The sequence below is a fragment of the Arthrobacter sp. AG1021 genome (genome assembly GCF_003633665.1).
In the GTDB taxonomy this organism is placed as follows: Bacteria; Actinomycetota; Actinomycetes; order Actinomycetales; family Micrococcaceae; genus Glutamicibacter; species Glutamicibacter soli.
Window position 1 is genome coordinate 763,056 of the sequence record NZ_RBLB01000006.1, and the last position, 24,595, is coordinate 787,650.

Consider the following 24,595-nt stretch of genomic DNA (forward strand, 5'->3'; position numbering starts at 1 on the left):
AGGTTACTTCAGCAGTCCGCGGTAGCTGCGGTGGACGGTCAGGGCGACGAGCGTGGCCACCACTGCCTTGAGCAGGTCACCGGGCAGGAATGCGAGGGAGCCGACCAGCGAGGTCTTCAGGTCGAGACCGGTGACAACCGCGGTCCACGGGACGCCGAACAGGTAGATCACCACGATGCCGCCGAGGATGGTGGCAACCAGGCCGGACACCAGCTGCAGGAGCTTGGACTGCATGCGGATCACCCAGTACTTGAACAGCGCACCGATGACCAGCGAGCCGAAGAACCATCCGACCAGGTAGCCGCCGGTTGGGCCCAACAGCACACCCAACCCGCCGCGGCCTCCGGCCAGCAGCGGCAGTCCGGCCACGGAGAGCACGATCACGACCAGCGACGCCAAGGAACCGCGCCAAGGGCCCAGCATGGCGCCGGCGAGCATGACGCCCAGGGTCTGCAGGGTGATCGGCACCGGGATGACGCCCAGGGTGATGGGCGGAACCAGTCCCATTGCGGCGATCATCGCCGCGAAGACTGCGACGTACACGGTATTGCGTGTTTGGGAGGGGGCGGTGGTGGTGGACATGGGTACTCCTAGAGACGGGTGAAGGCGATGAAGGGTGGTGGGGCGGCTAGAGCCGGTGGTGCCGTGCCGGTGCGGAATCATAGCCGCGGGCGTCGAGCGCTTCGGCGGTCTCGTCCGCGATTTTCAGGGATCGAATGACCAGCGGGACGCTTACCGCGAGCGGGTTGTTGCCCAGACCGCGGGCGTGCTGCGCCTCGCGGACCTCAAGATAAACGCGTTTGAGCTCCGGGATGAACCGGATGGCCATGGACAGGGCCAACGCGATCTGCGCCGGATTGGCGCCGAGAACGCGCAGGGGAGAAGCGACCTTCTGGAACAGCTCCAGCATGGCGTCGAAACTCGTGGTCAGGCTGACCGAATAGGCGAATATGCACATGGTGAGCAAGCGCAGCACCGCGATGGTTGCGTTGAGCCAGCCTGTTTGGATTCCCAGCAGGATCAGCACCACAGCGAGGATGGCGGACAGCGTTACCAGCGGCATGCGAAGCTGCTTGAAGTCCACCCGGGCCGATACCAGCGTGGCGATGCTCACGAGCAACAAGGCCAGCAGCACTTGCCAGAAGGAGATCAGATACAGGCTGATGCTGATCGCCAGCAGGGTTCCGAACTTCCATCCCGCTGGGATTCTGGACAGCCACGACGTATTTTTCGCCGCGATCATGCGTGGCTCCACTGACGGTAGTGGGCAATGGCCTGGTCCGGAGCCCCGTCGAATCCGATGCCGCCGTCGGTGACCACCACGACCCGGTCGAAGTCCTCGAGGATCTCCAAGTCATGGGTGACCACGATGGCCCGCTGGTCCAGCCGGGCGATTTCTCGTTGGAATGCCAGCCGGTTCTTCAAGTCCAGCATGGTGGTCGGTTCGTCGAAGACAATCGTTCGCGGCTGCATCGCGATGACAGCGGCCAGCGCGACCATCTGTTGCTCTCCACCGGAGAGGGTGTGGCTTTCACGCTCCGCGAGATGCGTGATGTTCAGCTGCGCCAGGGTGTCGGCGACGCGGAACTGGCGTTCCTGCTTTCCGAGTCCGAGATTTTTCAATCCGAAGGCGATGTCTTCGGCCACCAGCGGCATGATGATCTGGTTTGCAGGGTTCTGGAAAACGAACCCCACATCGCGCCGGATCTGCTTTGCATGCTTGGCCGTGGTGAGCTCGCCGACGCGGACGGTGCCCGTGGTAGGCAGGACCAATCCGTTCAGCAGACGGGACAGGGTGCTCTTTCCCGCACCATTGGCACCGATGATTCCGATGCGCTGTTCGTTGAGTGCGAGCGTGAGATTGGTCAGCACGTCACGGTCGTCGTAGCTGACCGTCACGTTCTCCAGTTGAATCTGAGGTAAGTTCACAATGCTCCAGCAGGTCACTCATGCAAGGCCGATGAGATCTGCTGGGTGCAGTTCGATCAGTCATGCTCTTAGTTCATGGCTTGGGTGGCCACAATTAAGAGGATACTTGATCACCGTTCAATTTTCTTGATCACTGTTCAAGAAAGTAGCTATACGACGAAAAACTGCTCGTAAATCAAACCCAGAGCGAGGCCGATCATGATGATTCCGGAGCTGAAGGTCACCATGCGGGCGGCCACGGGCCTGGAGCGAAGCAGGACCCGGGCGGCCTTGGCCACGGAGAAGTACACGGCGATCGATACCACGAAGTGCCCGAGGCCGAGAATGGCCGTTTGCACCGTCATCGGCATGGGCTGCGCGCTATCGAGGAACTGGGGGATCAGTGCGACATAAAGAAGCAAGGCCTTGGGGTTGGTGCCGCTGGTGAGCAGACCCTTGAAGAACGGGGCGCGCCATGCGCCGGCGGACTTCACCTCGGTCGGGGCCTTTTGCAGCAGGGCAACCGAAGCCGACGCCTGCGGGGCGTCCGGTGTAGGGTCGGTGGCGACTTCCTGGAGTCCCGGGCCGGCGGAACCGTCATAGAACTTGGCTTTCTTCCAGCTGCGCAACGTCGAGATGCCAAGCCAGAGCAGGTAGAGCGAACCGGCCATGGTCAGGCCCATCAAGAGATTGGGGGAGCTTGCCACCAGGGCGGCCATGCCGCAGACCAGAAGTGCGGTGTGGAACAGGTATCCGGAGAGCAGGCCCCAGACTGCCGGGCGGTAGCTGGTCTTTCCCAGCGCGGAGGAGATGATGTAGGCCCAGTCGGCGCCAGGGGTGCAGGCAAGGGTAATTGAAACCAGCAAAAAACCCGTCAGCTGACTGATTTCCATTGTTCCTCCAGTGTGTATCTGATGACCTGGGAACAACGTTAGGAGAAAAAACGGGAAATGTGCTTGCCGAATCTTTGCCTTGACGGACCACATGAGCAATATAAATCATTCTTACTCAGAACTTAAGCAAAATATTTGTGCAGTACTATCAAGCTATGGATAAATTGGATCGCGCCATCATCGCTGAACTGCAGCAGGACGGGCGAATGAGCGCCACTGCTGTTGCCGCCCGCGTCGGACTATCGGTTGCGCCATGTCACCGACGGATGCGCGAGCTGGAACGGTCCGGTGTGATCACCGGATACCAAGCCGTGGTCGATCCGAGGCAACTGGGGCTCGGATTCGAGGCGCTGGTGTTCGTCACGCTCAGGGACCGTTCGCATTTGAAGGAATTCGAGGCAGCCGTCGAATCGGAGGAGCTCATCGTGGAGGCGCAGCGCCTGTTCGGCGAACCCGACTTCCTGCTGCGGGTATTCGCCAAGGATCTGCCGCACTACCAGCGGGTCTATGACGAGGTGCTGGTGAACTTGCCGGCGGTTGAAAAGTTGACCAGCACCATTGTCATGCGAAACATCAAGGGCAGGGCGGTCCTGCCGGTCTAGCCGACACTCGTAATCTTTGCCGGCACGCGGGTTACGCGTGGTGTCAGCAGCAAGGACATCAACATGACCCCGAAAGCGATCCACAGGGCTTCCGGCAGGCCGGTATGATCGACGGCGAATCCGATCAGTGGTGGGCCGGAAAGCATCGCGCCGTATCCGAAGGCGCTGATGATGCTTACAGCGTTGGGGCCAAGTCTGCTGCCCTGCGAGGCGGCGATGGTCATGCCCACCGGGAAGCCCAATGAACTTCCCAGGCCCCACATGACCGCTGCGATTCCAAGGACGATAGGGCCGTGGCCGATCAGGAATATGCAGATGCCGGCCAACCCTATCGAGCCCATGAGCAGCAGGGTGCGCCGTGGTCCGACGCTGTCCACGATCTTGCCACCAGCAAACCGCCCGGCCGTCATGGCTGCCACGAAAAGGGTGAACATGAGCGCGCCGGTGTGATGGGGCAAGCCATGGCCATTGACGGTTGCCAGAGCAATCCAGTCATTGGCCGCGCCTTCGGCGAAGCTTAGGCCGGCCACCATGAGCCCGAGCAAGAGCAGCAGGCCCAACTTTTGGTTCGACGCGGTATTGCTCCTGTTCGACGGTTTGGATCGAGTTCCGTAGTTTTCTTGTTCCCAGCCAACTAGCCCCACCTGTGCCAGAACGGCGATAGCCACCAGCATGGCGGCGACAATCGAGAAATGCCAGATGGTCAGCATCCGGAGGCTAATTGTTGCCGTCGCGATCCCCGCGCCGAGTAGCGTTCCGAGACTGAAGAATCCATGGAATATCGGCATGAGGCTTCGCCCTTGATGCCGTTCAACACGAGCGCCGCTGACATTCATCATGATATCCAGGCATCCGAAAAATATCCCATTAATAAAAAGGAAGATAAACGCAGTTATTGGTGTGCGCGTAATTGAAATTGAAATACCAAGGGCGACAAGGCACGCAGCGAGTAGAATTGGGAAGTAGAAAAGTAGTTTTCGAGTATTTATTTTTCTACTAATTATCGGAATTATCGAAATGCCCAATAGGGTTCCCGCGGTCATGCACAGCAGGAATGAACCGAACGTCAGGCCCGAAAAATTGAAGACCTCATCAATGACGGTCAGGCGACCGGCCCACGATGCGAAAGAGATGCCAGCAGCTAGAAAAATGAGATTAATGCTAGTCCGCTCGGTGAGAACTCTCCGAGAAGCTGTGCTGGTGGCCTGTGTCATTTACCCTTTCGCCCTTCAACGTGAAACTGCTTAAAAGTTTATCTCATTCCGCGTTAGTTTCCTTGCGTGATGCCCTCGTTAGAGCGATTTTCAGTGTCGGTGTTGCGCTTGCTCGTATGCCATTCACAGAATCGGATAATGCGCCCGCCTCAGCCTGATTGGTCCAGTCGAGATTAGATCCTCGGGCTCTGTAATTATTGCCCAAGTCAAACAAATGCAAGGCTGGTGTGATTTGCCGATGCCACGTAGGCTCTGAGCATTATCTGAAGCTCTTCCAACGAAGCGGGGATATGGTAGTGGGAGCCAAGGCACTGAAAACTGATGTGGTGATCATCGGATCCGGGTTGTCTGGACTGGTTACGGCGGCCGAGGTCATAGACGCCGGGCTGCACGTAACCGTCCTGGACCAGGAAAACTCGAACAATCTCGGCGGGCAGGCATATTGGTCATTCGGCGGGCTGTTTATCGTTGACTCGCCCGAGCAACGGCACCTCCGTGTCAAGGACTCCTTCGAGCTTGCTTGGAGCGACTGGCGGGACAGCGCACAGTTTGATCGGCTGGAAGATCAGGACGCCTGGGCTGTGAAGTGGGCCAAGGCCTATGTTGAATTCGCCGCTGAGGAAAAACGCTCGTGGATTCGCGAACAGGGCATCGAGCTGACTCCGGTTGTCGGCTGGGCCGAGCGGGGTAGCGGCGCCGCGGGAAGCCACGGGAACTCCGTTCCACGCTTCCACATTTCATGGGGAACGGGTACTGGCGTTAGCGGCCCCTTCGCAGAGAAAGTTCTTCAAGCGCACCGGGACGGCAAAGCAGATCTCTGCTTCAGGCATCGGGTGACCGAACTCGTCGTGACTGATGGGACCGTCACCGGGGTGCGCGGCAGCGTCCTGGAGCCGGATGCCAGTGCCCGTGGCGTCAGATCCTCTCGGGTCGTCGAATGCGAGTTCGAGATCCATTCGCAGGCAGTGGTCGTGGCCACCGGCGGGATCGGGGGCAACCATGATTTGGTCAGGAAATACTGGCCGGACCGCCTTGGCAATGCGCCAGCCCACATGATTTCGGGGGTGCCTGCGTACGTTGATGGTAGCGGACTGGAACTTGGCGAAGCTGCGGGGGCAAACGTCGTGAACCGCGATCGCATGTGGCATTACACCGAAGGAATCAGAAACTGGGACCCGATTTGGCCACTGCATGGCATCCGGATACTCCCGGGTCCCACATCAATGTGGTTCGATGCAAACGGCAACCGCCTGCCTGCGCCCGGTCTGCCGGGGCACGACACCATCGGTACCCTCCGTCATCTGAGAACCGATCCGAGCTCTTCCGCGTTTGACCATTCGTGGTTCGTCTTGAACCAGCGGATCATCGAGAAAGAATTCGCGCTCTCCGGCTCCGAGCAGAATCCGGACCTCACCAACCATGATCGCAAGGCAGTGGTCAAAGACCGGCTTTTCGGCAAAGGCGCCCCGGCTCCCGTCGCGGCGTTCCTGGAGCATGGGGCGGATTTCGTGTCATCCGATACTCTCGAAGGCCTGGTCGCGAAAATGAACGCGATTGCGCCAGAGGCACAGTTGGACACGGAACTCCTGCGCCGGCAAATAGAATCACGAGATCTCCAAGTGGAGAACGCCTTCAGCAAGGACTCGCAGATGCAAAGCATCCGGAATGCGCGCAGGTATCTGGGCGACAGGCTCATGCGCGTCGTCGCGCCGCATCGGATCCTCGACCCTGCCGCCGGGCCGCTGATCGCCGTGAAGTTGCATGTGCTGACCCGCAAGTCGCTTGGCGGATTGCAAACCGACCTCTCGGGGCGTGTGCTGTCTCCGGAAGGCAGGCTTCTGAATGGACTCTACGCCGTGGGGGAAGCCTCAGGCTTCGGCGGCGGGGGTATGCACGGATACAACGCTCTTGAGGGAACTTTTCTGGGCGGTTGTCTCTTCACCGGTCGCCAAGCAGGTCGAGCCATTTGCTCGCAGGTCATCTAATGGTGGAGAAAGCGCGGTCCGCAGCACGCCCTCGCGCTGGCTCACAATGCCAGTCGCGATCGATCAGCCCGGTTCAGGGACCGCCTGCAGTGACAAGAGCCTTGTCAATGTTGGCATCCGGGGATTGCGGCGGACTGGACTAGAGGTTTCTGACCGAAGAAAAGAACCGCCGTGCACCTGTTTGACCAAGTGAACGGCGGTTCCTATTTTGCGCCCCCGGCGGGATTCGAACCCACGACCTAGAGATTAGAAGGCTCTTGCTCTATCCAGCTGAGCTACGGAGGCAGAACCCAAAATAGTTTAGCCTATGGTTCGCATGGAACGCGATTCGAAACGGACAGGGTGGGATTGGCAGTGGTTTTACAGTTGCTGATTAGGCGAGGTTAACGTGCAGCGATGGAAAATCGGGAGAGTTCAAGGAACTGTGCTGTTCTGTCTCTTGAGCATGATTCTTGCGTGGATCGTCGCCATGCCGCTATGGCTTGGCGGGGGACTTGCCCATCCATCATTCAGGTGGATCGCGCTGGCGATGATGATCACTCCGAGCATTGCGGCTGTTATCGTAGCGTCCCTCGAAGGGAAGCTCGGTAAATTTTTTGAGCACGTCGGCATGTGGCCAGTGCGCCGTCCTTGGCGGTTCATCACCGCCATGCTGCTCGGAATACTGATTCCGGTGTTCTTGATCCTCCAGGCGGTCTTCGTCGGGTCCTGGCTCGGCGTCTTTCCCGGGGATCTGCAGAACTTCACGATCTTGAAAATCGTTTCAGGCGAGGATGGTATCGGCCACTACCTCGCAGATCAGGGTGGTTTGATCCTTGTTGCGGGACTGATGAACCTGCTTCCTGCTCTGGGTGAAGAAGTCGGTTGGCGTGGCTGGTTGTGGCCCCGCCTGCAGCCGATGGGCCAACTTCCCGCCATTCTGATTTCCGGAATCGTGTGGGGAATTTGGCATGCACCACGAATCCTTCTCGGCTACAACTACCCGTTGGCCGACGGAGCATGGGGCGTAGTGTCCATGTGTGGAATGTGCGTTGTGGTGGGCGCATTCTTCGCCTGGTTGCGGACCTTCTCCCAGTCGGTCTGGCCTGCCGCCCTCGCCCACGCGATCTTCAACGCCAGTGCGGGACTCGTATCGCTATTCATGGTGATGGGCGTAATCCTTGATACGCAAAAGGCCTCGATCCTCGGATGGTCCGGGTGGATCCTTCCTGCAATTCTGATTGTTGTCATGCTGTCCGTCCGCGCCTTCGGCGAACCGGCAACACCGCGATTATCCACAGATCGTCCGATTCGGTCCTGAATAAAAGGAGCATGGCTGAACATGGAGTGGAAGCCGGCATTCGCTGGTTCCACGTTCAAAGGAGAACAGGCCATGACCGATTTGATGACCATCCGGGGGATTGTCGGTACGGAACCGCAATTGAGCATTACCCCGAAGGGGCTCGCGGTACTCAAGTTCCGTGTTGCGACTCATGAACGCAAACGCGACGGCGAAACCGGGCAGTGGGTCGATGGCGCAACCAGCTGGTTTTCCATCTCGGCATTTCGCGCCCTGGCAGAAAACGCGATGGAGTCGATTGCCCAAGGAGACCATTTGGTGATCTTCGGAAAACTGCAGATTCGACAGTTTGACCGGCCCGACGGCACCCGGGGGATGAGCGCCGACCTCGAGGCATATTCGCTGGGCCATGATCTCAGGTTCGGCACGTCGCTATTCGCCAAGGTTCGCAGTGACGGCGGCGAAGCCGAACGCGTGACGCACACCTCGGCCGCGGGGAATTCTCGATCTTCGGGCGAAGTGCGGGGAGAGAACATGTGGGCCAGCGAGGACACCGACGCGGCCTGAAACCCGCAAAACCTTCGGTGCCCGGGCGGACTTTGTGAATCCGGGCACCGTGAGAGGAAGATTCTGCCCCATGGATTGGGTTTTGGAGCCTGCGACAGACTAGCCTTAAGGGTATGGCGGAATTCATTTATACGATGACCAAGGCTCGCAAGGCCGTTGGTGACAAAGTCATTCTTGACGATGTCAGCATGTCGTTCTATCCGGGCGCCAAAATTGGTGTCGTGGGCCCTAACGGTGCTGGTAAGTCAACAATCCTGAAGATCATGGCGGGGATTGATACCCCGTCGAACGGTGAGGCTCGACTCTCACCAGGCTACTCGGTCGGCATCCTCCTGCAGGAACCGCCGCTGAACGAAGAAAAGACTGTCCTGGGCAACGTCCAGGAAGGCGTTGGCGAGATCTACGAAAAGATCCAGCGCTTCAACGAAATCTCCGAAGAAATGGCCCAAGACGGCGCCGACTTCGATGCCCTGCTGGAAGAGATGGGCAAGCTGCAGGAAGCGATTGACGCTGCCGACGCTTGGGACATCGACAACCAGCTTGAACAGGCCATGGATGCCCTGCGCTGCCCGCCGGGCGACGAAATGGTCACCCACCTCTCCGGTGGTGAGCGCCGTCGTGTAGCACTGTGCAAGCTGCTTCTGCAGAAGCCGGACCTGCTGCTGCTCGATGAGCCCACCAACCACTTGGACGCCGAGTCGGTCCTGTGGCTGGAGCAGCACCTGTCGGCCTACCCGGGCGCCGTACTGGCCGTGACCCACGACCGTTACTTCCTCGATCACGTCGCCGAATGGATCTGTGAAGTCGACCGCGGTCGTCTGCACCCATACGAGGGCAACTACTCCACCTACCTGGAGAAGAAGCGCGAACGCATGGAGGTCCAGGGCAAGAAGGACCAGAAGCTGGCAAAGCGCCTGGCCGAGGAACTCGAATGGGTTCGCTCCAACGCCAAGGGACGCCAGACCAAGTCCAAGGCCCGTCTGGCACGTTACGAGGAAATGGCAGCCGAAGCCGAGCGCACCCGCAAGCTTGACTTCGAAGAGATCCAGATCCCGCCAGGCCCGCGCCTGGGCCAGGTAGTTATCGAGGCCACGGACCTGAAGAAGGGCTTCGGCGACCGCGTCCTCATCGACGGCCTATCGTTCTCGCTGCCGCGCAACGGCATCGTTGGCGTTATCGGTCCGAACGGTGTCGGTAAGTCGACCTTGTTCAAGACCATCGTGGGCATGGAGCAGCTGGACGGCGGCAACCTGAAGGTCGGCGAAACCGTCAAGATCTCCTACGTTGACCAGAACCGCGAAAACATCGATCCGAACAAGAGCCTGTGGGAAGTTGTTTCGGACGGACTGGACTACATCCAGGTCGGCCAGGTCGAAATGCCTTCGCGCGCCTATGTTTCGGCGTTCGGCTTCAAGGGCCCGGACCAGCAGAAGAAGGCAGGTGTGCTCTCCGGTGGTGAGCGCAACCGCCTGAACCTGGCACTGACCCTCAAGCAGGGCGGCAACCTGTTGCTGCTCGATGAGCCTACCAACGACCTCGATGTTGAAACGCTGTCCTCGCTGGAAAACGCGCTTCTGGAGTTCCCGGGCTGTGCAGTGGTCGTCTCCCACGACCGTTGGTTCCTGGACCGCGTGGCCACCCACATCCTGGCCTACGAGGGCACCGAAGAGAACCCGTCGAACTGGTACTGGTTCGAGGGCAACTTCGAGTCCTACGAAGCCAACAAGATTGAGCGCCTGGGCCCGGATGCAGCGAAGCCGCACCGCGTCACCCACCGCCGCTTGACCCGCGACTAAAGATTCCGGGTAAGGGAAAAGCCGCCACGAAAGTGGCGGCTTTTTTCGTACCCCGGCGCGGGCTCCTGTGAGCGCCTAGGTGTTTGGCGAGGCGGCCATGAGCCCGGACAGCCGGAGGTACTGGCGGTCTTGGTGGAGCAGGTGCTGCTGGTGGGTGCCGTGCAGGATCTCGTGGACCTCGGCGGCGATCAGCCGGGAACCGCCGATGCTGATCGAGGAGTGGAGGCTCGCGCGAAGCGCCACCGGAGCATGCGGGAAATACGGTTCACCGGTGGGCAGGAACTGGAATCCCTGTTCCTCGGTGAAGCGGGGAGCTCCCGGCTTGGCAAAGTTCGTTGCCAGTTCGTGATGGTCTTCGCCCAGCAGGTGGATCATGAAGCTCGATGCGGACAAGACCGCTCCTGCGGCTCCGGACTCCTTGGCCAGGGAAAAGGACACAGCGACGGGTTCTATGGACAGCGAGGCCAGCGATGACACCGTCAGGCCGTAGGGAATGCCGTCGACCGTTGCGGTGATGAGCGCGACGCCGGCGGGGTGATGACGGAATGCGGTACGGAAATCATCAGACAAAGTCGACATATTCACTGATCCTTCTGCTGGGCTGTATGGGGCAGTCCAGTGTTGGTCAGGGCCGATGCTGGCCCTGAATCTAAACCATCTATACGCCCCACACTAAGACTTCAAGTAAACTTGAGGTCAAGCGGAGGTGTGGTGATCATGGACACAATGAGCGGCGAAGAGCTGCCTCGCGAGATGCCCGGGCAGGAACTGCTGAGCATCGGCTCGGTGAGCGAGCGAACCGGGGTCGCCCGTTCGGCCCTGCACTATTACGAAGACGTGGGACTCATTGCGTCGCTTCGGTCGGCGGGCAACCAGCGCCGGTATCCGCGGCACATGTTGCGGCGTATCTCGCTGATCACCGTTGGCAGCAAGCTGGGTATTCCGTTGAGTGACATCAAACGTGCGCTTGAACCGGTGCCGATGAGCACCATGCCCTCCGAAGCCGACTGGCTGCGGGCGACAGCCGAATGGAAACGGGTCCTGGAAGCACGCCGAAGGGCCATCGAGGAACTCGAAGACCGCTTGATGGGCTGCATCGGCTGCGGCTGCCTCTCAATGCAGGCCTGCACGTTGCTGAACCCGGACGACGCGCTGGCCCAGGAAGGCTCGGGCGCGCGCCGCCTGGAAGCCGCCGACGACGAGGACTTGCGCCCAACCTGACCCGGCCCGCCGATGGGCTCGCTACAGCGAGTCCTCCGGCAGCCTGACCATTCCTTCCTGAGCCACCGTCGCCACGAGCGTTCCCTCTCGGTTGAAGAACTGCCCGGTCCCCAGCCCGCGGGCCGATGAGGCCGACGGCGAATGCAAGACGTACAGCAGCCATTCATCGGCGCGGAAATCCCGGTGCCACCACATTGCATGGTCCAGGCTTGCGACGCTCAAGCCCGGGTGGACCCAAGTCTTGCCGTGGGCGCGGAGCACCGGTTCCAGCAGCATGTAGTCGCTGGCGTAGGCCAGGGCGGCGCGATGCAGCGCCGGGTCGTCGGGCAGCTTGGCGGTGGTGCGCAGCCAGACGACGGCCTCGGGGGACTTCTCGAACTTGTGCGGAAGGTAGATGGCGTCGGTGACATGCCGGACGTCGAACGGCCTCTGGTAGGCCCACTCGCGGGCCACCGGGTGGTCGATGTGCCCGATCAGCTCGGCCGTGGTCGGCAGCGTCTCGGGGTCCGGGGCCGAGATCGGCAGCGGATCGTAGTGCTCGATGCCCTGGGCCGGTTCCTGGAACGAGGTGATCATCGACAGGATCGGCTCGCCGTTCTGGTAGGCGTGCACACGCCGTGCCGAGAACGAGCGTCCGTCGCGCAGGCGCTGGACGCCGAAGGTGATGTTCTGGGTGGGGTCCCCGGGGCGCAGGAAATAGCCGTGAAGCGAATGCACAGCGCGGCTGGGTTCGACCGTGCGCGTTGCCGCGACGACGGACTGCGCCAGCACCTGGCCGCCGAAGACGCGCCCCAAGGTGTGCGACGGCGTATGTCCGACGAAGATGTCCTCGTCGGTTCGCGCATGGTCATCGCCATCCAGATTGAGCAGATCCAGCAGCATTTGTGTTGTGCCTAGTTCTTCGGACACGATCTCGACTCCTTCAGGTACATAATGCGGAGGAAGGGCAACGCCGTGTACCGCAAAGTAACATGACGTCTTCCATCCACAGTCTCATCGTCCAACTATACGTTTCATGGCAGTTCATGACGCCATTAGCGGAAGCTGGGATTTGCCGAACGTGAGTCGTGAGACCATGAATGCATGGCAAGCAGCGCATTAGTTTTTGACGACAATACCTCCGTGGCGGATCTGGCGAACTTCATCAGCCGCGCCAAAACTGTGGAAGACGATGCGGCGCTGCTCATGGCCCGGGGTGCCGCGCTGGCAGTCTACGTCCCGGTACTGGTTCCCGCAGACCTGGGCCAGGGCGAATACACGATCCTCGCCATGCGGGTGCACCGGTTGGCCCAGCCGGCGGAGCTGACGCGCAGCTACTCCCTGGCTTCGATGCAGGACCGCCTGGCCCGCATGACGGACGGCTCCGTCGAGTTCTCGCTTCCTCCGGTGCAGGAGAACCCCCGCTGGGCCGGGATCTCGGTACCGGTTTCGGGATGGATCGATAGCGGCGCCATCGCCGACGACGTGCTGCGCAGCGCGGCCCAAACGGGTATCGATGCCGTGGCCAAGGCCCTTCCCGAGAATCCCGGAAAGCCAGTGGTCGCCCAGATCCGCCAGCGGATCTGGTCATCGCCGATTGCCGGTGCCGAGCACGAGCTTCCCATGGGGGCAGCCTTCGCGATGCAGGCCCTGGGATTCCTGGCACCGGGAAGCGAAAGCCGGGTCTTCCGCAACGGGAGCTGGGTGCGGATCAGCAACGGCCGCGGGCACGTGGTGCTGCGCAGGTCCTCGCTGCTGGGCTAGGCGGCAGCGCGGGGCGTTAAGCGAACCATGGGCTGGAACTCCTTCGGGGGAGTTCCAGCCCATTCGCTCTCTGCGGCAGGCTACATGGTGTCCGGGGTGTTCTGCAGCGAGTGCGCGGCGCGCTCGAAGTAGTCGCGCAGCGTCTCGGCCTGGAGCATCGGAAGCTCGAGCTGGTCGATGGCCTTGTTCATGTGCCCCAGCCAGACGTCGCGGTAGTGCGAGTTGATCGGGTAGTTGTGGTGGCGCATGCGCAGGCGCGGGTGGCCTCGATGCTCGGAGAAGGTCGTGGGGCCGCCCCAGTACTGCTCCAGGAACAACTGCAGGCGCACCTGGGCCGGGTGCAGGTCTTGCTCGGGGTACATCCGGCGGAAGTCCTCGTCCTCGGCCACGGAGGCGTAGAAGTTCTTGGTCAGCTGGGCGAAAACCGGTCGGCCGCCGACTTCCTCGTAGAAGGTTCCTACGTACTGCGAGATATCCACCGGCTCCTGCGCCAGGTCGAGGAATTCCTGCGAGGATTTCCCCATCACCAATGGGTTGCTCATGGGGTCGCGTCGGGCGACCTGCGGAAGGAACTGTGGTTCGCTCATTGGCTAAGTCCTCGGGTATCTGTCGGTTGGAAGGTGACTGGCTCGTGCAGGACCGGGAAATTCACGGACCGCGCGATAAAACAAACCTTGTTGGCCTCGTGGTGCAGCGAGTCGGCCAGTTCCCGCTGGGACTCGTCGGCGAGTTCCACGCGGGGATGCAGCACCACCTGGGTGAATTCTCCGCTGTTGTCGCGGTTCAGGCGTAGGGTGCCGGTTGACTGGTCGCTGTAGCCGGTGACCACGACGCCGTGGGTCACCGCCACATGCAGGTAGGAGAGCATGTGGCATTGGGTCAGCGCCGCCAGCAGCAGCTGCTCGGGATTCCACCGGTCCTTGTCGCCATGGAAAGTGGGGTCGGCGGTCCCGGGAAGATCGGGCAGGCCCGGCGCCCGGACGATGTGGTCCCGGCCGTAGCTGCGGTATCCCTCGGTGCCGGACCCGCGGTTGCCGGTCCAGTCGATGCTCACCTGGTATCGGTGCTGCGAGAGGTCCATGACCCCATTCTCCCACCCTTTAAACGAAACGTGGTGTGCCTTCACGCACACGGCGCGTGGCACACCACGGGATCGTTATGGGCTAGGCCTGCGCGTCAGCGGCGCGGGCGGCCAAGGCGCGCTCCACGTCTGCCTTGGACTCCACCAGCAGTCGGCGCATGGCAGGGTGCTTCTGGCCGAGCGAGGCCAGGAAGCTGTCGGTCTGCGCCAGCGTCTGCTCGGAGACGTTCGAGCCGGGGTAGAAGCCCAGCACGATCTGCTTGGCCATTTCATGGGAGAAAGACTCCCACGTGGTGACCAGCAGGTCGAAGTACTGCTGCGCATATCCGGAAATCAGCTCGGAGTCGTGGGTGGTGTTGAAGCCTGCGATGACCGCGCTCTGCTGGTCGTTGGACAAATCCCCGCTGGTTGCGGCCGCGAACGCGGCGGCCTTGGCTTCCGCAGTGGGGCGCGCGGCGCGGGCGGTGTGCCAGGAGGCCTTGCCCTTGGCGGTGTCGTCGGCGGCGAGCACCGCGTCCAGCCCCGCGTCGTCCATGCGGCCGCCGGCGGACAGCGCGATGGCCAGCGCCCAGCGCAGATCGGTATCGACGGCTAGCCCGTCGAGCGCGGTGGAGCCGTCGAACAGCGCCTGCACCGTATCCAGCTGCGCGGCGGTGCGCGAGCGGTGGGCGAAGGCCTTGGCGAACTGCAGCTGCGCGTCGGATCCGGCTTCGGCCTCGGTGGCCAGCTCCCACAGCCGGTCGGCGGCGTGGATGCCGAGCTCCTGGCTGTGCTCTGCGGCCACGAAGGAATCCAGCGAGGTGTTCAGCTGGCGCAGCAGCACCATGATCACCGTCGAATCGACCTCGTGGCCGATGTTGTTCAGCAGCAGCTGGACGTAGGTGCGGGCCGGGGACTCCGCTTCGCGGACCGCATCCCAGGCGGCGGACCAGACCAGCGTGCGCGGCAGCGACTGCGCGAAGTCCTTCAGGTGCTCGGTCGCGGTGGCCAGCGAACGCTCGTCCAGGCGGATCTTGGTGTAGGTCAGGTCGTCGTCGTTCAGCAGCACCAGATCCGGGCGCGCCAGGCCGACCAGCGCCGGCACCTCGGTGAGCTCGCCGTCGATGTCCAGCTCCTCGCGGTGCACACGCTGCAACTTGCCCCCGGCGTCCAGCGAGTAGAAGCCCACGGCCAGGCGGTGCTGGCGCAGGGTCGGGTAGTCCGCGGCGGCGCTCTGGTGGATGGCGAAGTCGGTGATCACGCCGTTCTCATCCTCGGAGATCTGGGCGGTCAAGGTGTTCACGCCGGCGGTCTCCAGCCAGGATCCGCCCCAGTGGCTCAGGTCGCGGCCGCTGGCCGCTTCCAGCTCGCGCAGCAGGTCGGGCAGCTCGGTATTGCCCCAGGCATGCTTCGCAAAGTACTCGCGCACGCCGGCCATGAACTCCTCCTGGCCCACGAAGGCCACCAGCTGGCGGAGCACCGAGGCGCCCTTGGCGTAGGTGATGCCGTCGAAGTTGACCTCGACGTCTTCCAGGTCGTTGATCGGGGCCACGATCGGGTGGGTGGAGGGCAGCTGGTCCTGGCGGTAGGCCCAGTTCTTCTCCAGTGTGTTGAAGGTGGTCCAGGCGCTGGTGAACTCGGTGTTCTGCGCGGCGGCCAGCGTGGACATGAACTCGGCGAAGGATTCATTGAGCCACAGGTCGTTCCACCATTTCATGGTGACCAGGTCGCCGAACCACATGTGGGCCAGCTCGTGCAGGATGGTGATGGCGCGGCGTTCAACCATGGCGCCGGTGGGCCGGGAGCGGAAGACGTACTCTTCCAGGAAGGTCACCGCGCCCGCGTTCTCCATCGCTCCGGCGTTGAACTCAGGCACGAACAGCTGGTCGTACTTTTCGAACGGGTACGGGGTACCGAAGTTCTTCTCGTAGAATTCGAAGCCCTGGCGGGTGATGGTCACGATGTTCTCGACATCCAGGTACTCCATCAGCGAAGCGCGGGCGAACACGCCGAGTTCCACGGTGCGGCCGCTGGAGGAGACCAGCGAGTCGCGGGTCACCTGGTAGGGGCCGGCGATCAGCGCGGTGATGTAGCAGGAGATGCGCTGGGTCGGCGCGAAGTCCCAGGTTGCGGCCTCGCCCTTCTCGACCGGTTGCGGGGTCGGGGCGTTGGAGACGACGTTCCAGTACTTCGGCGCGGTCACCGAGAACTGGAAGGTGGCCTTCAAATCCGGCTGCTCGAAAACGGCGAACATGCGGCGGCAGTCGGCGACCTCGAACTGGGTGTAGAGGTAGACCTCCTGATCCACCGGGTCCACGAAGCGGTGCAGGCCTTCGCCGGTGTTCATGTACAACGCATCCGCGTCGATCACCAGGACGTTCTCAGCGGCCAGATTCGGCAACTGGATGCGGATGCCGTCGGCCACCTCGGCCGGGTCCAGCTCGACGCCGTTCAGGGTCACCGAACGCACGGTGTCGGTCACGGCGTCGATGAAGCTCGCGGCTCCCGGGGTCGCGGTGAATCGCACGGTGGTCTGCGAGGTGAACACGCGCTCGCCGCGGGTCAGGTCGAGATTCACCTCGTAGGACTCGACGTTGATCACGCTGGCGCGTTCGGCGGCCTCGGCGCGCGTGAGGTTCATTCCTGGCATGGGGGCTCCAATTTCTCGTGAGGCATCACCTCACCCGAAGTTCTGAAATGGATATTGAATATCTATGCCTATTGTGTCACCCGCCACCCGCCCCTCCGCAACCCCCGGGCCGGGGGAATCCGTATATTTCGCGTGTTTTTTCGGCGTCACCATTCTTAGTTCCCCGAATCGGGCGGTGACTTCACACAATTACCCGGAGCGCGACGCAATGCCTGCGGCGCGCGTGTTGGTCGCTAAGCTAGAAAAGACAGCAACAACCGTCCACAATGAATGAGGCTCCACACGATGCGCGTGCATATCGCCACCGACCATGCCGGTCTTGAACTCAGCGACTACTTGGTCAAGCACCTGACCGCTAAGGGCTACGAGATGGTCAACCATGGACCGAAGGCCTATGACGCGGAAGACGACTACCCGGCCTTCTGCATCAACGCGGCCAAGGCAGTGGTCGCCGACCAGCGTGCCGGCGTCGAAGCGCTGGGCATCGTACTGGGCGGTTCGGGCAACGGCGAGCAGATCGCCGCCAACAAGGTCGAGGGCATCCGCGCCGCACTGGCCTGGAACCTGGACACCGCCAAGCTGGCCCGCGAGCACAACGACGCCAACGTGATCGCCGTGGGCGGCCGCCAGCACACTGTGGAGGAAGCCGCCGAACTGATCGAGGCATTCCTGGCCGAGCCGTTCAGCGAAGCCGAGCGCCACGTTCGCCGCATCGGCAAGATCGCGACCTATGAAACCACCGGCGAGGTCATCGACTAGCCGTGCCCGAAGGACACTCCCTTCACCGTCTGGCCCGCCAATTCGACGACGTATTCGGCGGCCAGACGGTCCACGTTTCTTCCCCGCAGGGCCGCTTCGCCGTCGACGCGCAGCGCATCGACGGGTGCGAACTTGAATACGCGTTCGCCAAGGGCAAGCAGCTGTTCTGCCATTTCTCCAACGACCTGTACCTGCGGGTGCACCTGGGTCTCTACGGAGCCTTCAGCTTCGGCGGAGACAGCTACTTCACCGGCGCGTCATCCATCGGCGCCCCGCGGAAGATCGGTGAACGCGAAACCGCTTCGCCGCAGGACGCGGGGGAGTACTCCGGTCCGCCGGCTCCCGTGGGCGCCGTGCGCGCACGCATCGTGTCCGAGCACGGCTGGGCGGACTTGCGCGGCCCAACAGCCTGCGAGGTGCTGGACCACGAACAGGTGCAGGCCCAGTTGGCCAAATTGGGGCCGGACCCGTTAGTCGGTGCCGCCGTCAGGTTCCGGGCGGCCAAGGGCCAGGCGGATGCCGCCGAGGCGGACGCACGGCTGGATGAGGCCTACGCGCTGTTCCGCGCGAACCTGTTGCGCACCAAGTCGCCGATCGGCATCGTGCTGATGAACCAAAACCTCATCAGCGGCGTCGGAAATATCTACCGCGCGGAAACGCTGTTCCGCAACCGGATTTCTCCCGATCTTCCGGCCAACGAGCTTTCGACCCGGGCCGCCAAGAAACTGTGGAACGACATCGTGGCGACGATGGAGGACGGCGTGCGCGACGGGAAGATCATCACGACCCGCCCCGAAGACCGTGATTCCGAAGGACTTCTCTGGCCGGATAATGCCTACTACGTTTACCAGCGCCAGGGGATGGGATGCAGGAAATGCACCGCGACGATCTCCCTCGCTGAGGTCGCCGCCAGGAAACTGTACTGGTGCCCCAAATGCCAGCGCCTGCCGCGCAAGCGCGCCGGTAAATAAGCATGCGCTGCGCCGGGAATTCGGATTTATTCTTTTAAATTCAAATTCCCGGCGTGTACTGTCTTTTCTGGGTGGCGCTCCGTGCTAGGCGAATGCACCCAAGTCGGAGACTGGTTTCCCGATTTGCAATGCCCAAGTTTTATGGTCTAGACTAGAACTTGTTCGAAGCGAAGTAGCTTCGAAATGGGGATGTAGCTTAATGGTAAAGCCTTAGTCTTCCAAACTAATGACGCGAGTTCGATTCTCGTCATCCCCTCCAGAGGAACCCCGCTCCGGCGGGGTTTTCGTTTATCCAGTAAGTGTCGCCCGTTGCTGGCCCTGGCTGGAATCCGAATCGCTGGCCATCTGCCTTCCCAGGACTTTCGCGGTAGGGCATCGGATTTCTGCGCTGGAACCCACGCGCATTGATTCGGCCTGACCGGCAAGGGGACTTCGATCTTGCCTGGCATCGAGAAAACCTGCGTCGCCCGCAAAATCTGGCCGAGGGCGATGATGATGCCAGGGTCGCGTGCCCAGAAATCCGATTCCGCGAGCAGCACGATGTCATGCCACGAGAAGTACGGCACTGCAAGATGCATGCTGCCTGGTCCGCTGGCAGTGAACTGCACCGGAACGCGGACCCAGTGGCCGCAGGGCGTCATGGGAGAGTCCGCGGCGGTGGCTGGCGCTTGGGCTGCCGCCTGTTGGGTTCAAGGGGGAAGGCTTGCGAATGCGGGAAGCCGCGATGTTCGCGGAGCCGCTGGCGCCGGGAACGGCCCCAGCCGCTGAGGTGTGCCGGTCAACTTTCCTGCGCTGGTTCCCGTTGTTTCCAGCCCCTACGCCCCGACGGGAAGTTTTAGCGTCGAGAATTCCGCGCCTTTTCGCCCGTTGATGCGTCGATGGCTACGGCTTATGGTGTCGCCCTCCCGGGGCTCGCGAATAATAAATCTCCTGTTACTCAACTCACGTCGGGGTGGAATATGCGTCAAAATCGAAGGTAATTCTCGGAAAATCCCCGGAAACACGCGGTTTCCCGGCGGTGCTGGGAGAGGGATCCTGATTTTGCATTTACCCCGAACCCGTGTATCTTTATTTCTTGTGGTCAGGCGCGGATAAACAAATCCAAACCTGAATTCACAAAGAGTTGGTTCAAGTGAGAAGCGATTTTCACAAGAATTCAACGGGGTGTAGCTCAGCTTGGCTAGAGCGCGCGCTTTGGGAGCGTGAGGTCGCAGGTTCGAATCCTGTCACCCCGACTCATGAACTAAGGATTCCGGTCTGAATGTACATGAAACTTGAGAGCTAAATATTATTTAGATCTTGTGATCTTCGGATGCTAGTGAAATAGACCCGAACTGCATCACAAACGATTAGTGGATACAGGAAAACGTCGGTTAGACTGATCACTGCTAATCGGGGTGTAGCTCAGCTTGGCTAGAGCGCGCGCTTTGGGAGCGTGAGGTCGCAGGTTCGAATCCTGTCACCCCGACTCTGTCGAACAACCCCGCAACGCCACCATGTTGCGGGGTTTTTTGCAGATTAGACCTAATTATTACAACTCAGGAGTACAACGCTGTGAAGAGCGCCGTCGAAAACGTCAACCCGACCCGGGTTAAGCTGACCGTTGAAGTTCCTTACGCAGAGCTGAAGCCCCGCGTCGATGAGGCGTACAAGACTATCGCTCAGCAGATCCAGATCCCAGGCTTCCGCAAGGGCAAGGTTCCTTCCCGCCTGATCGATCAGCGCGTTGGCCGGGGCTACGTCATCGAGACCGCGGTGAACGAGGGTCTGAACGAGTACTACCAGGCCGCCATGGTCGAGAACGAGCTCACCCCGCTGTCGCGCCCAGAGGTCGACATCACCGAGCTGCCTTCGATCGAGAAGGAAGGCGAAGGCCAGCTGGTCTTCACCCTGGAAGTTGACATCCGCCCGACTGTCGAGCTGCCTGACTACAAGGGCATCGAGGTTTCCGTTGAGGCCAAGGAAGTTTCCGACGAGGACATCGAGAAGGCTCTTGACGACCTGCGCGGCCGCTTCGGCACCCTGAAGGACGTCGAGGCTCCAGCAGCTGCCGATTCCTTCGTCACCATCGACCTGACCGCTTCGGTCGAGGGCGAAGAGGTCGACTCGGCTCAGGGCCTGTCCTACCAGATCGGCTCGGGCAACATGCTTGAGGGCATGGACGAGGCCATCACCGGCCTGTCCGCTGGCGAAGACGCAACCTTCGAGACCGAGCTGGCTGGCGGCGAGTACGCCGGCAAGCCTGCCACCGTCAAGGTTGTCGTGACCGCTGTGAAGCAGCGCGAACTGCCAGAAGCCAACGATGATTTCGCGCAGCTGGCTTCCGAGTTCGACACCATCGCCGAGTTGCGCGAGGACCTGAGCAAGTCCGCCGCCGAAGGCAAGATCGTCGAGCAGGGCGTTGAGGCCCGCGAGCTGGTCCTGGACAAGCTGCTGGAACTGGTTGAGGTTCCGGTGCCTGAGTCGGTTATCAACGAGCAGATCGAGCAGCACTTCGACCAGCCGAACGCCGAGGACGACCACGACACCGAAGAGCACCGTGCGGAAGTTCGCGAGAACACCGAGCGTGCCTTCAAGAACGAAATCATCCTGGACGCAGTTGCCAACGCCGAAGAGGTTGGCGTGGAGCAGTCCGAGCTGATCGACTACATCGTGCAGACCGCAGGCCAGTACGGCATGGAGCCGAACCAGTTCGCTCAGATGCTGGACGGCGCAGGCCAGGTTCCAATGCTGCTGGGCGAGGTTCGCCGCCGCAAGGCACTGGCAAAGGTCCTGGAGTACGCAACGGTCACCGACTCGAACGGTGCAGCTGTGGATCTGAGCTCCTTCGTGAAACCAGCTGGCGAGGACGAAGCAGCAGAGGCTGAGGCCGAGTCCGAGGTAACCGAAGCCAAGTAGTCTTCACCCAAATCATTGATGGCCGTCGGCCAGCATGTGCAAACACGCTGGTTGACGGCCATTTTTGTTCGCTTCAGGCGTGCAGCATGCGCCGTGAGCGAAACAGGGGCATGAATCGCCCCATCGAGGACTTGAAGTAAGTAATCTGCAAGTAAACCAGTTGCAGCTTTGGGATTCGGACTTTGGATCCCAGAATCTGATCTACACGTTTGGAAGAGGTAGAGAACATGTCAAATGATTCGCGCACTCCCACCATGGCCACCGTTGACCCGGCAGGCCGTGAGGATTACATTTACAACCGCCTCCTCAAGGAGCGCATCATCTGGCTGGGCTCCGAGGTCCGCGACGACAATGCGAACGCCATCTGCTCGCAGCTGCTGCTGCTCTCGGCGGAGGACCCTGAGAAGGACATCTACCTGTACATCAACTCGCCAGGCGGCTCCATCACCGCGGGCATGGCGATCTACGACACCATGCAGTACATCCCGAACGACGTGGTGACCGTGGCCACCGGCCTGGCGGCCTCCATGGGCCAGTTCCTGCTGTCCTCCGGCACCCCGGGCAAGCGCTTCGCCACCCCGAACGCCCGCATCCTGATGCACCAGCCATCGGGCGGCATCGGCGGCACTGCCTCGGACATCAAGATCCAGGCTGAGCTGATCATGCACATGAAGAAGGTCATGAGCGAGCTGACCGCCGAGCAGACCGGCCAGACCGTGGAGCAGATCCTCATCGACAACCAGCGCGACAAATGGTTCACCGCCGAGGACGGGCTGGCCTACGGCTTCTTCGACAAGATCGCCAAGCACGCCGGTTCCGTCACCGGTGGCGGCGGAGTCGAATCCTAAGCGCCGCACCCACTTGCTTGAATCACACAGACTTGTCCTAGGAGAACACCATGCACTTCAATCCTGAAGCCACCAGCGGCCAGATGCCTTCGGCCCGCTACATCCTGCCGCAGTTCGAAGAGCGTACCCCATACGGCTTCAAGCGCCAGGACCCGTACGCCAAGCTGTTCGAAGACCGCATCATCTTCCTCGGCGCCCAGGTCGACGACGCCTCCGCGGATGACGTGATGGCCCAGCTGCTCGTCCTGGAATCGATGGACCCGGAGCGCGATGTCACCCTGTACATCAACTCCCCGGGCGGTTCGTTCACCGCGATGACCGCGATCTACGACACCATCCAGTTCATCCGCCCAGAGGTGCAGACCGTCTGCCTCGGCCAGGCCGCCTCGGCCGCGGCCGTGCTGCTGGCCGCCGGCACCCCTGGCAAGCGCCTGGCCCTGCCGAACGCCCGCGTGCTGATCCACCAGCCTGCCATGGGCGGCGGGGAGCGTGGCACCGCCACCGACCTGCAGATCCAGGCCGAAGAAGTCATGCGCATGCGCTCCTGGCTGGAGACCACCATCGCATCGCACTCGGGCCAGACCGTGGAGAAGGTCCGCGACGATGTGGAGCGCGACCTGTTCATGACGGCAGAAGAAGCGAAGGCCTACGGCATCGTGGACGAGGTCCTGACCCCGCGCAAGATCAACCGCGCGATGCTGGGGCACTAGTCCGAGCCGGGAATAATTGTTGAATACTGGCGGTTTACCTGAAATGTGGCTTTCACTCGAAAATGACTCATGACAGGTAAGCCGCCTTGTTCAGCTATTTCGGGGACTACCTAGCCTAGAATTAAGTAAGTCCAAAGCTACTGAAGGCAAATGGGAGAATGGTGCGATGGGACGTATGAGCGAGGGCTCGGACCTGTTGAAGTGCTCTTTCTGCGGAAAGAGTCAAAAGCAGGTTAAGAAGCTGATTGCCGGGCACGGCGTCTACATCTGCACCGAGTGCATTGAGTTGTGCAATGAGATCATTGCCGAAGAATTTGCCGAAGAGCAAGTCAATGAGGAATTCTCCCTGCCCAAGCCGCGTGAGATCTTCGATTCGCTGCAGGAATACGTGATCGGCCAGGAGAATGCCAAGCGCGCCCTCTCCGTCGCCGTATACAACCACTACAAGCGGATCCATGGCAACCAGGAGCCTGCTCCGGTAGCCGCCCTGACCAACGACGACCCGCTGGGCGACGTCGAGGTCTCGAAGTCCAACATCATGCTCATCGGCCCTACCGGTTGCGGCAAGACCTACCTCGCCCAGTCGCTGGCCAAGAAGCTTAACGTGCCGTTCGCCGTCGCCGACGCCACCAGCCTGACCGAGGCCGGATATGTGGGCGAAGACGTCGAGAACATCCTGCTCAAGCTCATCCAGGCCGCGGACTACGACGTCAAGAAGGCCGAAACCGGCATCATCTACATCGACGAAATCGACAAGATCTCCCGCAAGAGCGAGAACCCGTCGATTACCCGCGACGTCTCGGGCGAGGGCGTGCAGCAGGCCCTGCTGAAGATCCTCGAAGGCACGGTCGCAGCGGTACCGCCGCAGGGCGGGCGCAAGCATCCGCACCAGGATTTCCTGCAGCTGGACACCACCAACATCCTGTTCATCGTCGCCGGCGCCTTCGCGGGCCTGGAAGAGATCATCTCCTCGCGAGCAGGTCGCAAGGGCATCGGCTTCGGCGCCCCGTTGACCGCGCTGAAGTCCGAGGTGGCCTCGTACTCCGACGTGCGGCCGGAAGACCTGCTGAAATTCGGCCTGATTCCGGAGTTTATCGGCCGCCTGCCGGTCATCACCACCGTCGAGCACCTCGACCGCGATGCGCTGGTGCGCGTGCTGACCGAGCCGAAGAACGCACTGGTCAAGCAGTACCAGAAGATGTTCCAGATGGACGGGGTGCAGCTGAGCTTCGAACAGCCGGCACTCGACGCCATCGCGGAACTGGCCATCGAACGCGAGACCGGAGCGCGCGGCCTGCGCGCCATCCTGGAAGAAACCCTGGCCGGGATCATGTTCGACCTGCCGAGCCGCGAGGACGTCGCCGAGGTCGTTGTGACCCGCGAAACCGTCATGGACGGCGCCGAACCAACCCTGCTGTCGCACGCAGTGGTGGCCAAGCGCAACAAGAAGTCCGCATAGTTCAGCCCATCATCAGCCTGCCGGGTTCCGGC

At 61.5% G+C, this 24,595-nt stretch carries 23 protein-coding genes and 4 tRNA genes; 16 read left to right on the plus strand and 11 right to left on the minus strand.

Going from position 1 to position 24,595, the window contains the following annotated elements; translation table 11 throughout:
• Positions 1-3: 3 nt before the first annotated feature.
• The 4 genes from DFO58_RS03775 to DFO58_RS03790 all read right to left on the minus strand — a co-directional run bounded on the left by DFO58_RS03775 (position 4) and on the right by DFO58_RS03790 (position 2,801).
• Positions 4-582, minus strand: a complete 579-nt coding sequence (locus tag DFO58_RS03775) for a BioY family transporter (RefSeq protein WP_047119321.1) — start codon at positions 580-582, stop codon at positions 4-6.
• A gap of 46 nt (positions 583-628) precedes the next feature.
• Positions 629-1,243: an energy-coupling factor transporter transmembrane component T gene (locus DFO58_RS03780; protein WP_120989309.1), complete on the minus strand. Its 615-nt coding sequence runs from the start codon at positions 1,241-1,243 to the stop codon at positions 629-631.
• Positions 1,240-1,929 carry an ABC transporter ATP-binding protein gene (locus DFO58_RS03785; protein ID WP_082344783.1) on the minus strand — a complete coding sequence of 230 codons (690 nt, stop codon included), beginning with the start codon at positions 1,927-1,929 and terminating at the stop codon, positions 1,240-1,242. The genes DFO58_RS03780 and DFO58_RS03785 overlap by 4 nt, the downstream gene beginning before the upstream one ends.
• A gap of 149 nt (positions 1,930-2,078) precedes the next feature.
• Positions 2,079-2,801: a LysE family translocator gene (locus tag DFO58_RS03790; RefSeq protein WP_047119319.1), complete on the minus strand. Its 723-nt coding sequence runs from the start codon at positions 2,799-2,801 to the stop codon at positions 2,079-2,081.
• 155 nt (positions 2,802-2,956) lie between these two features.
• On the opposite strand from DFO58_RS03790, the gene DFO58_RS03795 reads away from it, so the two are divergent.
• Entirely contained in the window at positions 2,957-3,403 is a 447-nt protein-coding gene (locus DFO58_RS03795) for an Lrp/AsnC family transcriptional regulator (RefSeq protein ID WP_047119318.1), read from the plus strand.
• Here DFO58_RS03795 and DFO58_RS03800 read toward each other — a convergent pair.
• Positions 3,400-4,617: an MFS transporter gene (locus tag DFO58_RS03800; RefSeq protein WP_113606374.1), complete on the minus strand. Its 1,218-nt coding sequence runs from the start codon at positions 4,615-4,617 to the stop codon at positions 3,400-3,402. The two genes, DFO58_RS03795 and DFO58_RS03800, sit on opposite strands and share 4 nt — an antisense overlap.
• Positions 4,618-4,928: 311 nt before the next feature.
• Between DFO58_RS03800 and DFO58_RS03805 the strand changes: the two genes are divergently transcribed.
• Positions 4,929-6,602, plus strand: a complete 1,674-nt coding sequence (locus tag DFO58_RS03805) for an FAD-binding dehydrogenase (RefSeq protein ID WP_120989535.1) — start codon at positions 4,929-4,931, stop codon at positions 6,600-6,602.
• A gap of 211 nt (positions 6,603-6,813) precedes the next feature.
• On the opposite strand, the gene DFO58_RS03810 is transcribed toward DFO58_RS03805, so the two are convergent.
• A tRNA-Arg gene (locus tag DFO58_RS03810) sits at positions 6,814-6,887 on the minus strand.
• A gap of 139 nt (positions 6,888-7,026) precedes the next feature.
• Between DFO58_RS03810 and DFO58_RS03815 the strand changes: the two genes are divergently transcribed.
• From DFO58_RS03815 to ettA, 3 genes are all read left to right on the plus strand, one after another.
• The gene (locus DFO58_RS03815; RefSeq protein WP_120989310.1) at positions 7,027-7,902 is read left to right on the plus strand and encodes a CPBP family intramembrane glutamic endopeptidase; all 876 of its coding nucleotides are present in this window, start codon (positions 7,027-7,029) and stop codon (positions 7,900-7,902) included.
• 72 nt (positions 7,903-7,974) lie between these two features.
• A complete protein-coding gene (locus DFO58_RS03820; RefSeq protein ID WP_183043095.1) occupies positions 7,975-8,448 on the plus strand; it encodes a single-stranded DNA-binding protein in 474 nt (157 codons plus the stop codon).
• A gap of 113 nt (positions 8,449-8,561) precedes the next feature.
• The gene (gene ettA, locus DFO58_RS03825; RefSeq protein ID WP_053798281.1) at positions 8,562-10,244 is read left to right on the plus strand and encodes an energy-dependent translational throttle protein EttA; all 1,683 of its coding nucleotides are present in this window, start codon (positions 8,562-8,564) and stop codon (positions 10,242-10,244) included.
• A 75-nt stretch (positions 10,245-10,319) separates the two neighbouring features.
• Here the strand turns inward: ettA and DFO58_RS03830 are convergent, their stop codons facing one another.
• A complete protein-coding gene (locus DFO58_RS03830; protein WP_120989312.1) occupies positions 10,320-10,823 on the minus strand; it encodes a flavin reductase family protein in 504 nt (167 codons plus the stop codon).
• 138 nt (positions 10,824-10,961) lie between these two features.
• Here DFO58_RS03830 and soxR point away from each other — a divergent pair, with 138 nt between their 5' ends.
• Complete coding sequence (gene soxR / locus DFO58_RS03835) at positions 10,962-11,465, plus strand: redox-sensitive transcriptional activator SoxR (RefSeq protein ID WP_244910781.1); 504 nt, start codon at positions 10,962-10,964, stop codon at positions 11,463-11,465.
• A 21-nt stretch (positions 11,466-11,486) separates the two neighbouring features.
• Here the strand turns inward: soxR and DFO58_RS03840 are convergent, their stop codons facing one another.
• Positions 11,487-12,347, minus strand: coding sequence for an acyl-CoA thioesterase II (locus DFO58_RS03840; protein ID WP_113606372.1), 861 nt, complete (start codon positions 12,345-12,347; stop codon positions 11,487-11,489).
• Positions 12,348-12,548: 201 nt separating this feature from the next.
• Here DFO58_RS03840 and DFO58_RS03845 point away from each other — a divergent pair, with 201 nt between their 5' ends.
• Positions 12,549-13,208 carry a hypothetical protein gene (locus DFO58_RS03845; protein ID WP_113606371.1) on the plus strand — a complete coding sequence of 220 codons (660 nt, stop codon included), beginning with the start codon at positions 12,549-12,551 and terminating at the stop codon, positions 13,206-13,208.
• Between the two features lie 80 nt (positions 13,209-13,288).
• Here DFO58_RS03845 and DFO58_RS03850 read toward each other — a convergent pair whose 3' ends face one another.
• The 3 genes from DFO58_RS03850 to pepN form a co-directional block, all read right to left on the minus strand.
• Entirely contained in the window at positions 13,289-13,795 is a 507-nt protein-coding gene (locus DFO58_RS03850; RefSeq protein WP_286163472.1) for a globin, read from the minus strand.
• Entirely contained in the window at positions 13,792-14,289 is a 498-nt protein-coding gene (locus tag DFO58_RS03855) for an OsmC family protein (protein ID WP_047119311.1), read from the minus strand. Before DFO58_RS03855 ends, DFO58_RS03850 begins: the two co-directional genes overlap by 4 nt.
• A gap of 82 nt (positions 14,290-14,371) precedes the next feature.
• On the minus strand, positions 14,372-16,918 hold the full coding sequence (pepN, locus tag DFO58_RS03860) for an aminopeptidase N (protein WP_120989313.1): 2,547 nt from the start codon (positions 16,916-16,918) through the stop codon (positions 14,372-14,374).
• Positions 16,919-17,203: 285 nt separating this feature from the next.
• Between pepN and DFO58_RS03865 the strand changes: the two genes are divergently transcribed.
• The 9 genes from DFO58_RS03865 (at position 17,204) to clpX (ending at position 24,563) form a co-directional block, all read left to right on the plus strand.
• Positions 17,204-17,677, plus strand: a complete 474-nt coding sequence (locus DFO58_RS03865) for a ribose-5-phosphate isomerase (RefSeq protein WP_047119309.1) — start codon at positions 17,204-17,206, stop codon at positions 17,675-17,677.
• A gap of 2 nt (positions 17,678-17,679) precedes the next feature.
• Entirely contained in the window at positions 17,680-18,648 is a 969-nt protein-coding gene (locus DFO58_RS03870) for a DNA glycosylase (RefSeq protein WP_113606369.1), read from the plus strand.
• A gap of 185 nt (positions 18,649-18,833) precedes the next feature.
• Positions 18,834-18,907: transfer RNA gene (locus tag DFO58_RS03875), tRNA-Gly, on the plus strand.
• A gap of 901 nt (positions 18,908-19,808) precedes the next feature.
• Positions 19,809-19,883: transfer RNA gene (locus DFO58_RS03880), tRNA-Pro, on the plus strand.
• Positions 19,884-20,041: 158 nt separating this feature from the next.
• Positions 20,042-20,116, plus strand: a tRNA-Pro gene (locus DFO58_RS03885).
• A gap of 86 nt (positions 20,117-20,202) precedes the next feature.
• Positions 20,203-21,546, plus strand: a complete 1,344-nt coding sequence (gene tig / locus DFO58_RS03890; RefSeq protein ID WP_120989314.1) for a trigger factor — start codon at positions 20,203-20,205, stop codon at positions 21,544-21,546.
• Positions 21,547-21,800: 254 nt separating this feature from the next.
• Complete coding sequence (locus tag DFO58_RS03895; RefSeq protein WP_047120760.1) at positions 21,801-22,394, plus strand: ATP-dependent Clp protease proteolytic subunit; 594 nt, start codon at positions 21,801-21,803, stop codon at positions 22,392-22,394.
• Between the two features lie 50 nt (positions 22,395-22,444).
• A complete protein-coding gene (locus tag DFO58_RS03900; RefSeq protein WP_047119306.1) occupies positions 22,445-23,104 on the plus strand; it encodes an ATP-dependent Clp protease proteolytic subunit in 660 nt (219 codons plus the stop codon).
• A 166-nt stretch (positions 23,105-23,270) separates the two neighbouring features.
• Entirely contained in the window at positions 23,271-24,563 is a 1,293-nt protein-coding gene (gene clpX, locus DFO58_RS03905) for an ATP-dependent Clp protease ATP-binding subunit ClpX (RefSeq protein ID WP_047119305.1), read from the plus strand.
• Positions 24,564-24,595 lie beyond the last annotated feature (32 nt).

Bases quoted from the DNA above. Each gene is read 5' to 3' on its own strand.
- DFO58_RS03795 (WP_047119318.1), top strand. From the start codon at position 2,957: ATGGATAAATTGGATCGCGCCATCATCGCTGAACTGCAGCAGGACGGG.
- DFO58_RS03775 (WP_047119321.1), bottom strand. From the start codon at position 582: ATGTCCACCACCACCGCCCCCTCCCAAACACGCAATACCGTGTACGTC.
- DFO58_RS03865 (WP_047119309.1), top strand. From the start codon at position 17,204: ATGCGCGTGCATATCGCCACCGACCATGCCGGTCTTGAACTCAGCGAC.
- DFO58_RS03780 (WP_120989309.1), bottom strand. From the start codon at position 1,243: ATGATCGCGGCGAAAAATACGTCGTGGCTGTCCAGAATCCCAGCGGGA.
- DFO58_RS03895 (WP_047120760.1), top strand. From the start codon at position 21,801: ATGGCCACCGTTGACCCGGCAGGCCGTGAGGATTACATTTACAACCGC.
- soxR (WP_244910781.1), top strand. From the start codon at position 10,962: ATGGACACAATGAGCGGCGAAGAGCTGCCTCGCGAGATGCCCGGGCAG.
- pepN (WP_120989313.1), bottom strand. From the start codon at position 16,918: ATGCCAGGAATGAACCTCACGCGCGCCGAGGCCGCCGAACGCGCCAGC.
- DFO58_RS03845 (WP_113606371.1), top strand. From the start codon at position 12,549: ATGGCAAGCAGCGCATTAGTTTTTGACGACAATACCTCCGTGGCGGAT.
- DFO58_RS03840 (WP_113606372.1), bottom strand. From the start codon at position 12,347: ATGCTGCTGGATCTGCTCAATCTGGATGGCGATGACCATGCGCGAACC.
- clpX (WP_047119305.1), top strand. From the start codon at position 23,271: ATGGGACGTATGAGCGAGGGCTCGGACCTGTTGAAGTGCTCTTTCTGC.
- ettA (WP_053798281.1), top strand. From the start codon at position 8,562: ATGGCGGAATTCATTTATACGATGACCAAGGCTCGCAAGGCCGTTGGT.
- DFO58_RS03790 (WP_047119319.1), bottom strand. From the start codon at position 2,801: ATGGAAATCAGTCAGCTGACGGGTTTTTTGCTGGTTTCAATTACCCTT.
- DFO58_RS03900 (WP_047119306.1), top strand. From the start codon at position 22,445: ATGCACTTCAATCCTGAAGCCACCAGCGGCCAGATGCCTTCGGCCCGC.
- DFO58_RS03800 (WP_113606374.1), bottom strand. From the start codon at position 4,617: ATGACACAGGCCACCAGCACAGCTTCTCGGAGAGTTCTCACCGAGCGG.
- DFO58_RS03820 (WP_183043095.1), top strand. From the start codon at position 7,975: ATGACCGATTTGATGACCATCCGGGGGATTGTCGGTACGGAACCGCAA.
- DFO58_RS03850 (WP_286163472.1), bottom strand. From the start codon at position 13,795: ATGAGCGAACCACAGTTCCTTCCGCAGGTCGCCCGACGCGACCCCATG.
- DFO58_RS03830 (WP_120989312.1), bottom strand. From the start codon at position 10,823: ATGTCGACTTTGTCTGATGATTTCCGTACCGCATTCCGTCATCACCCC.
- DFO58_RS03855 (WP_047119311.1), bottom strand. From the start codon at position 14,289: ATGGACCTCTCGCAGCACCGATACCAGGTGAGCATCGACTGGACCGGC.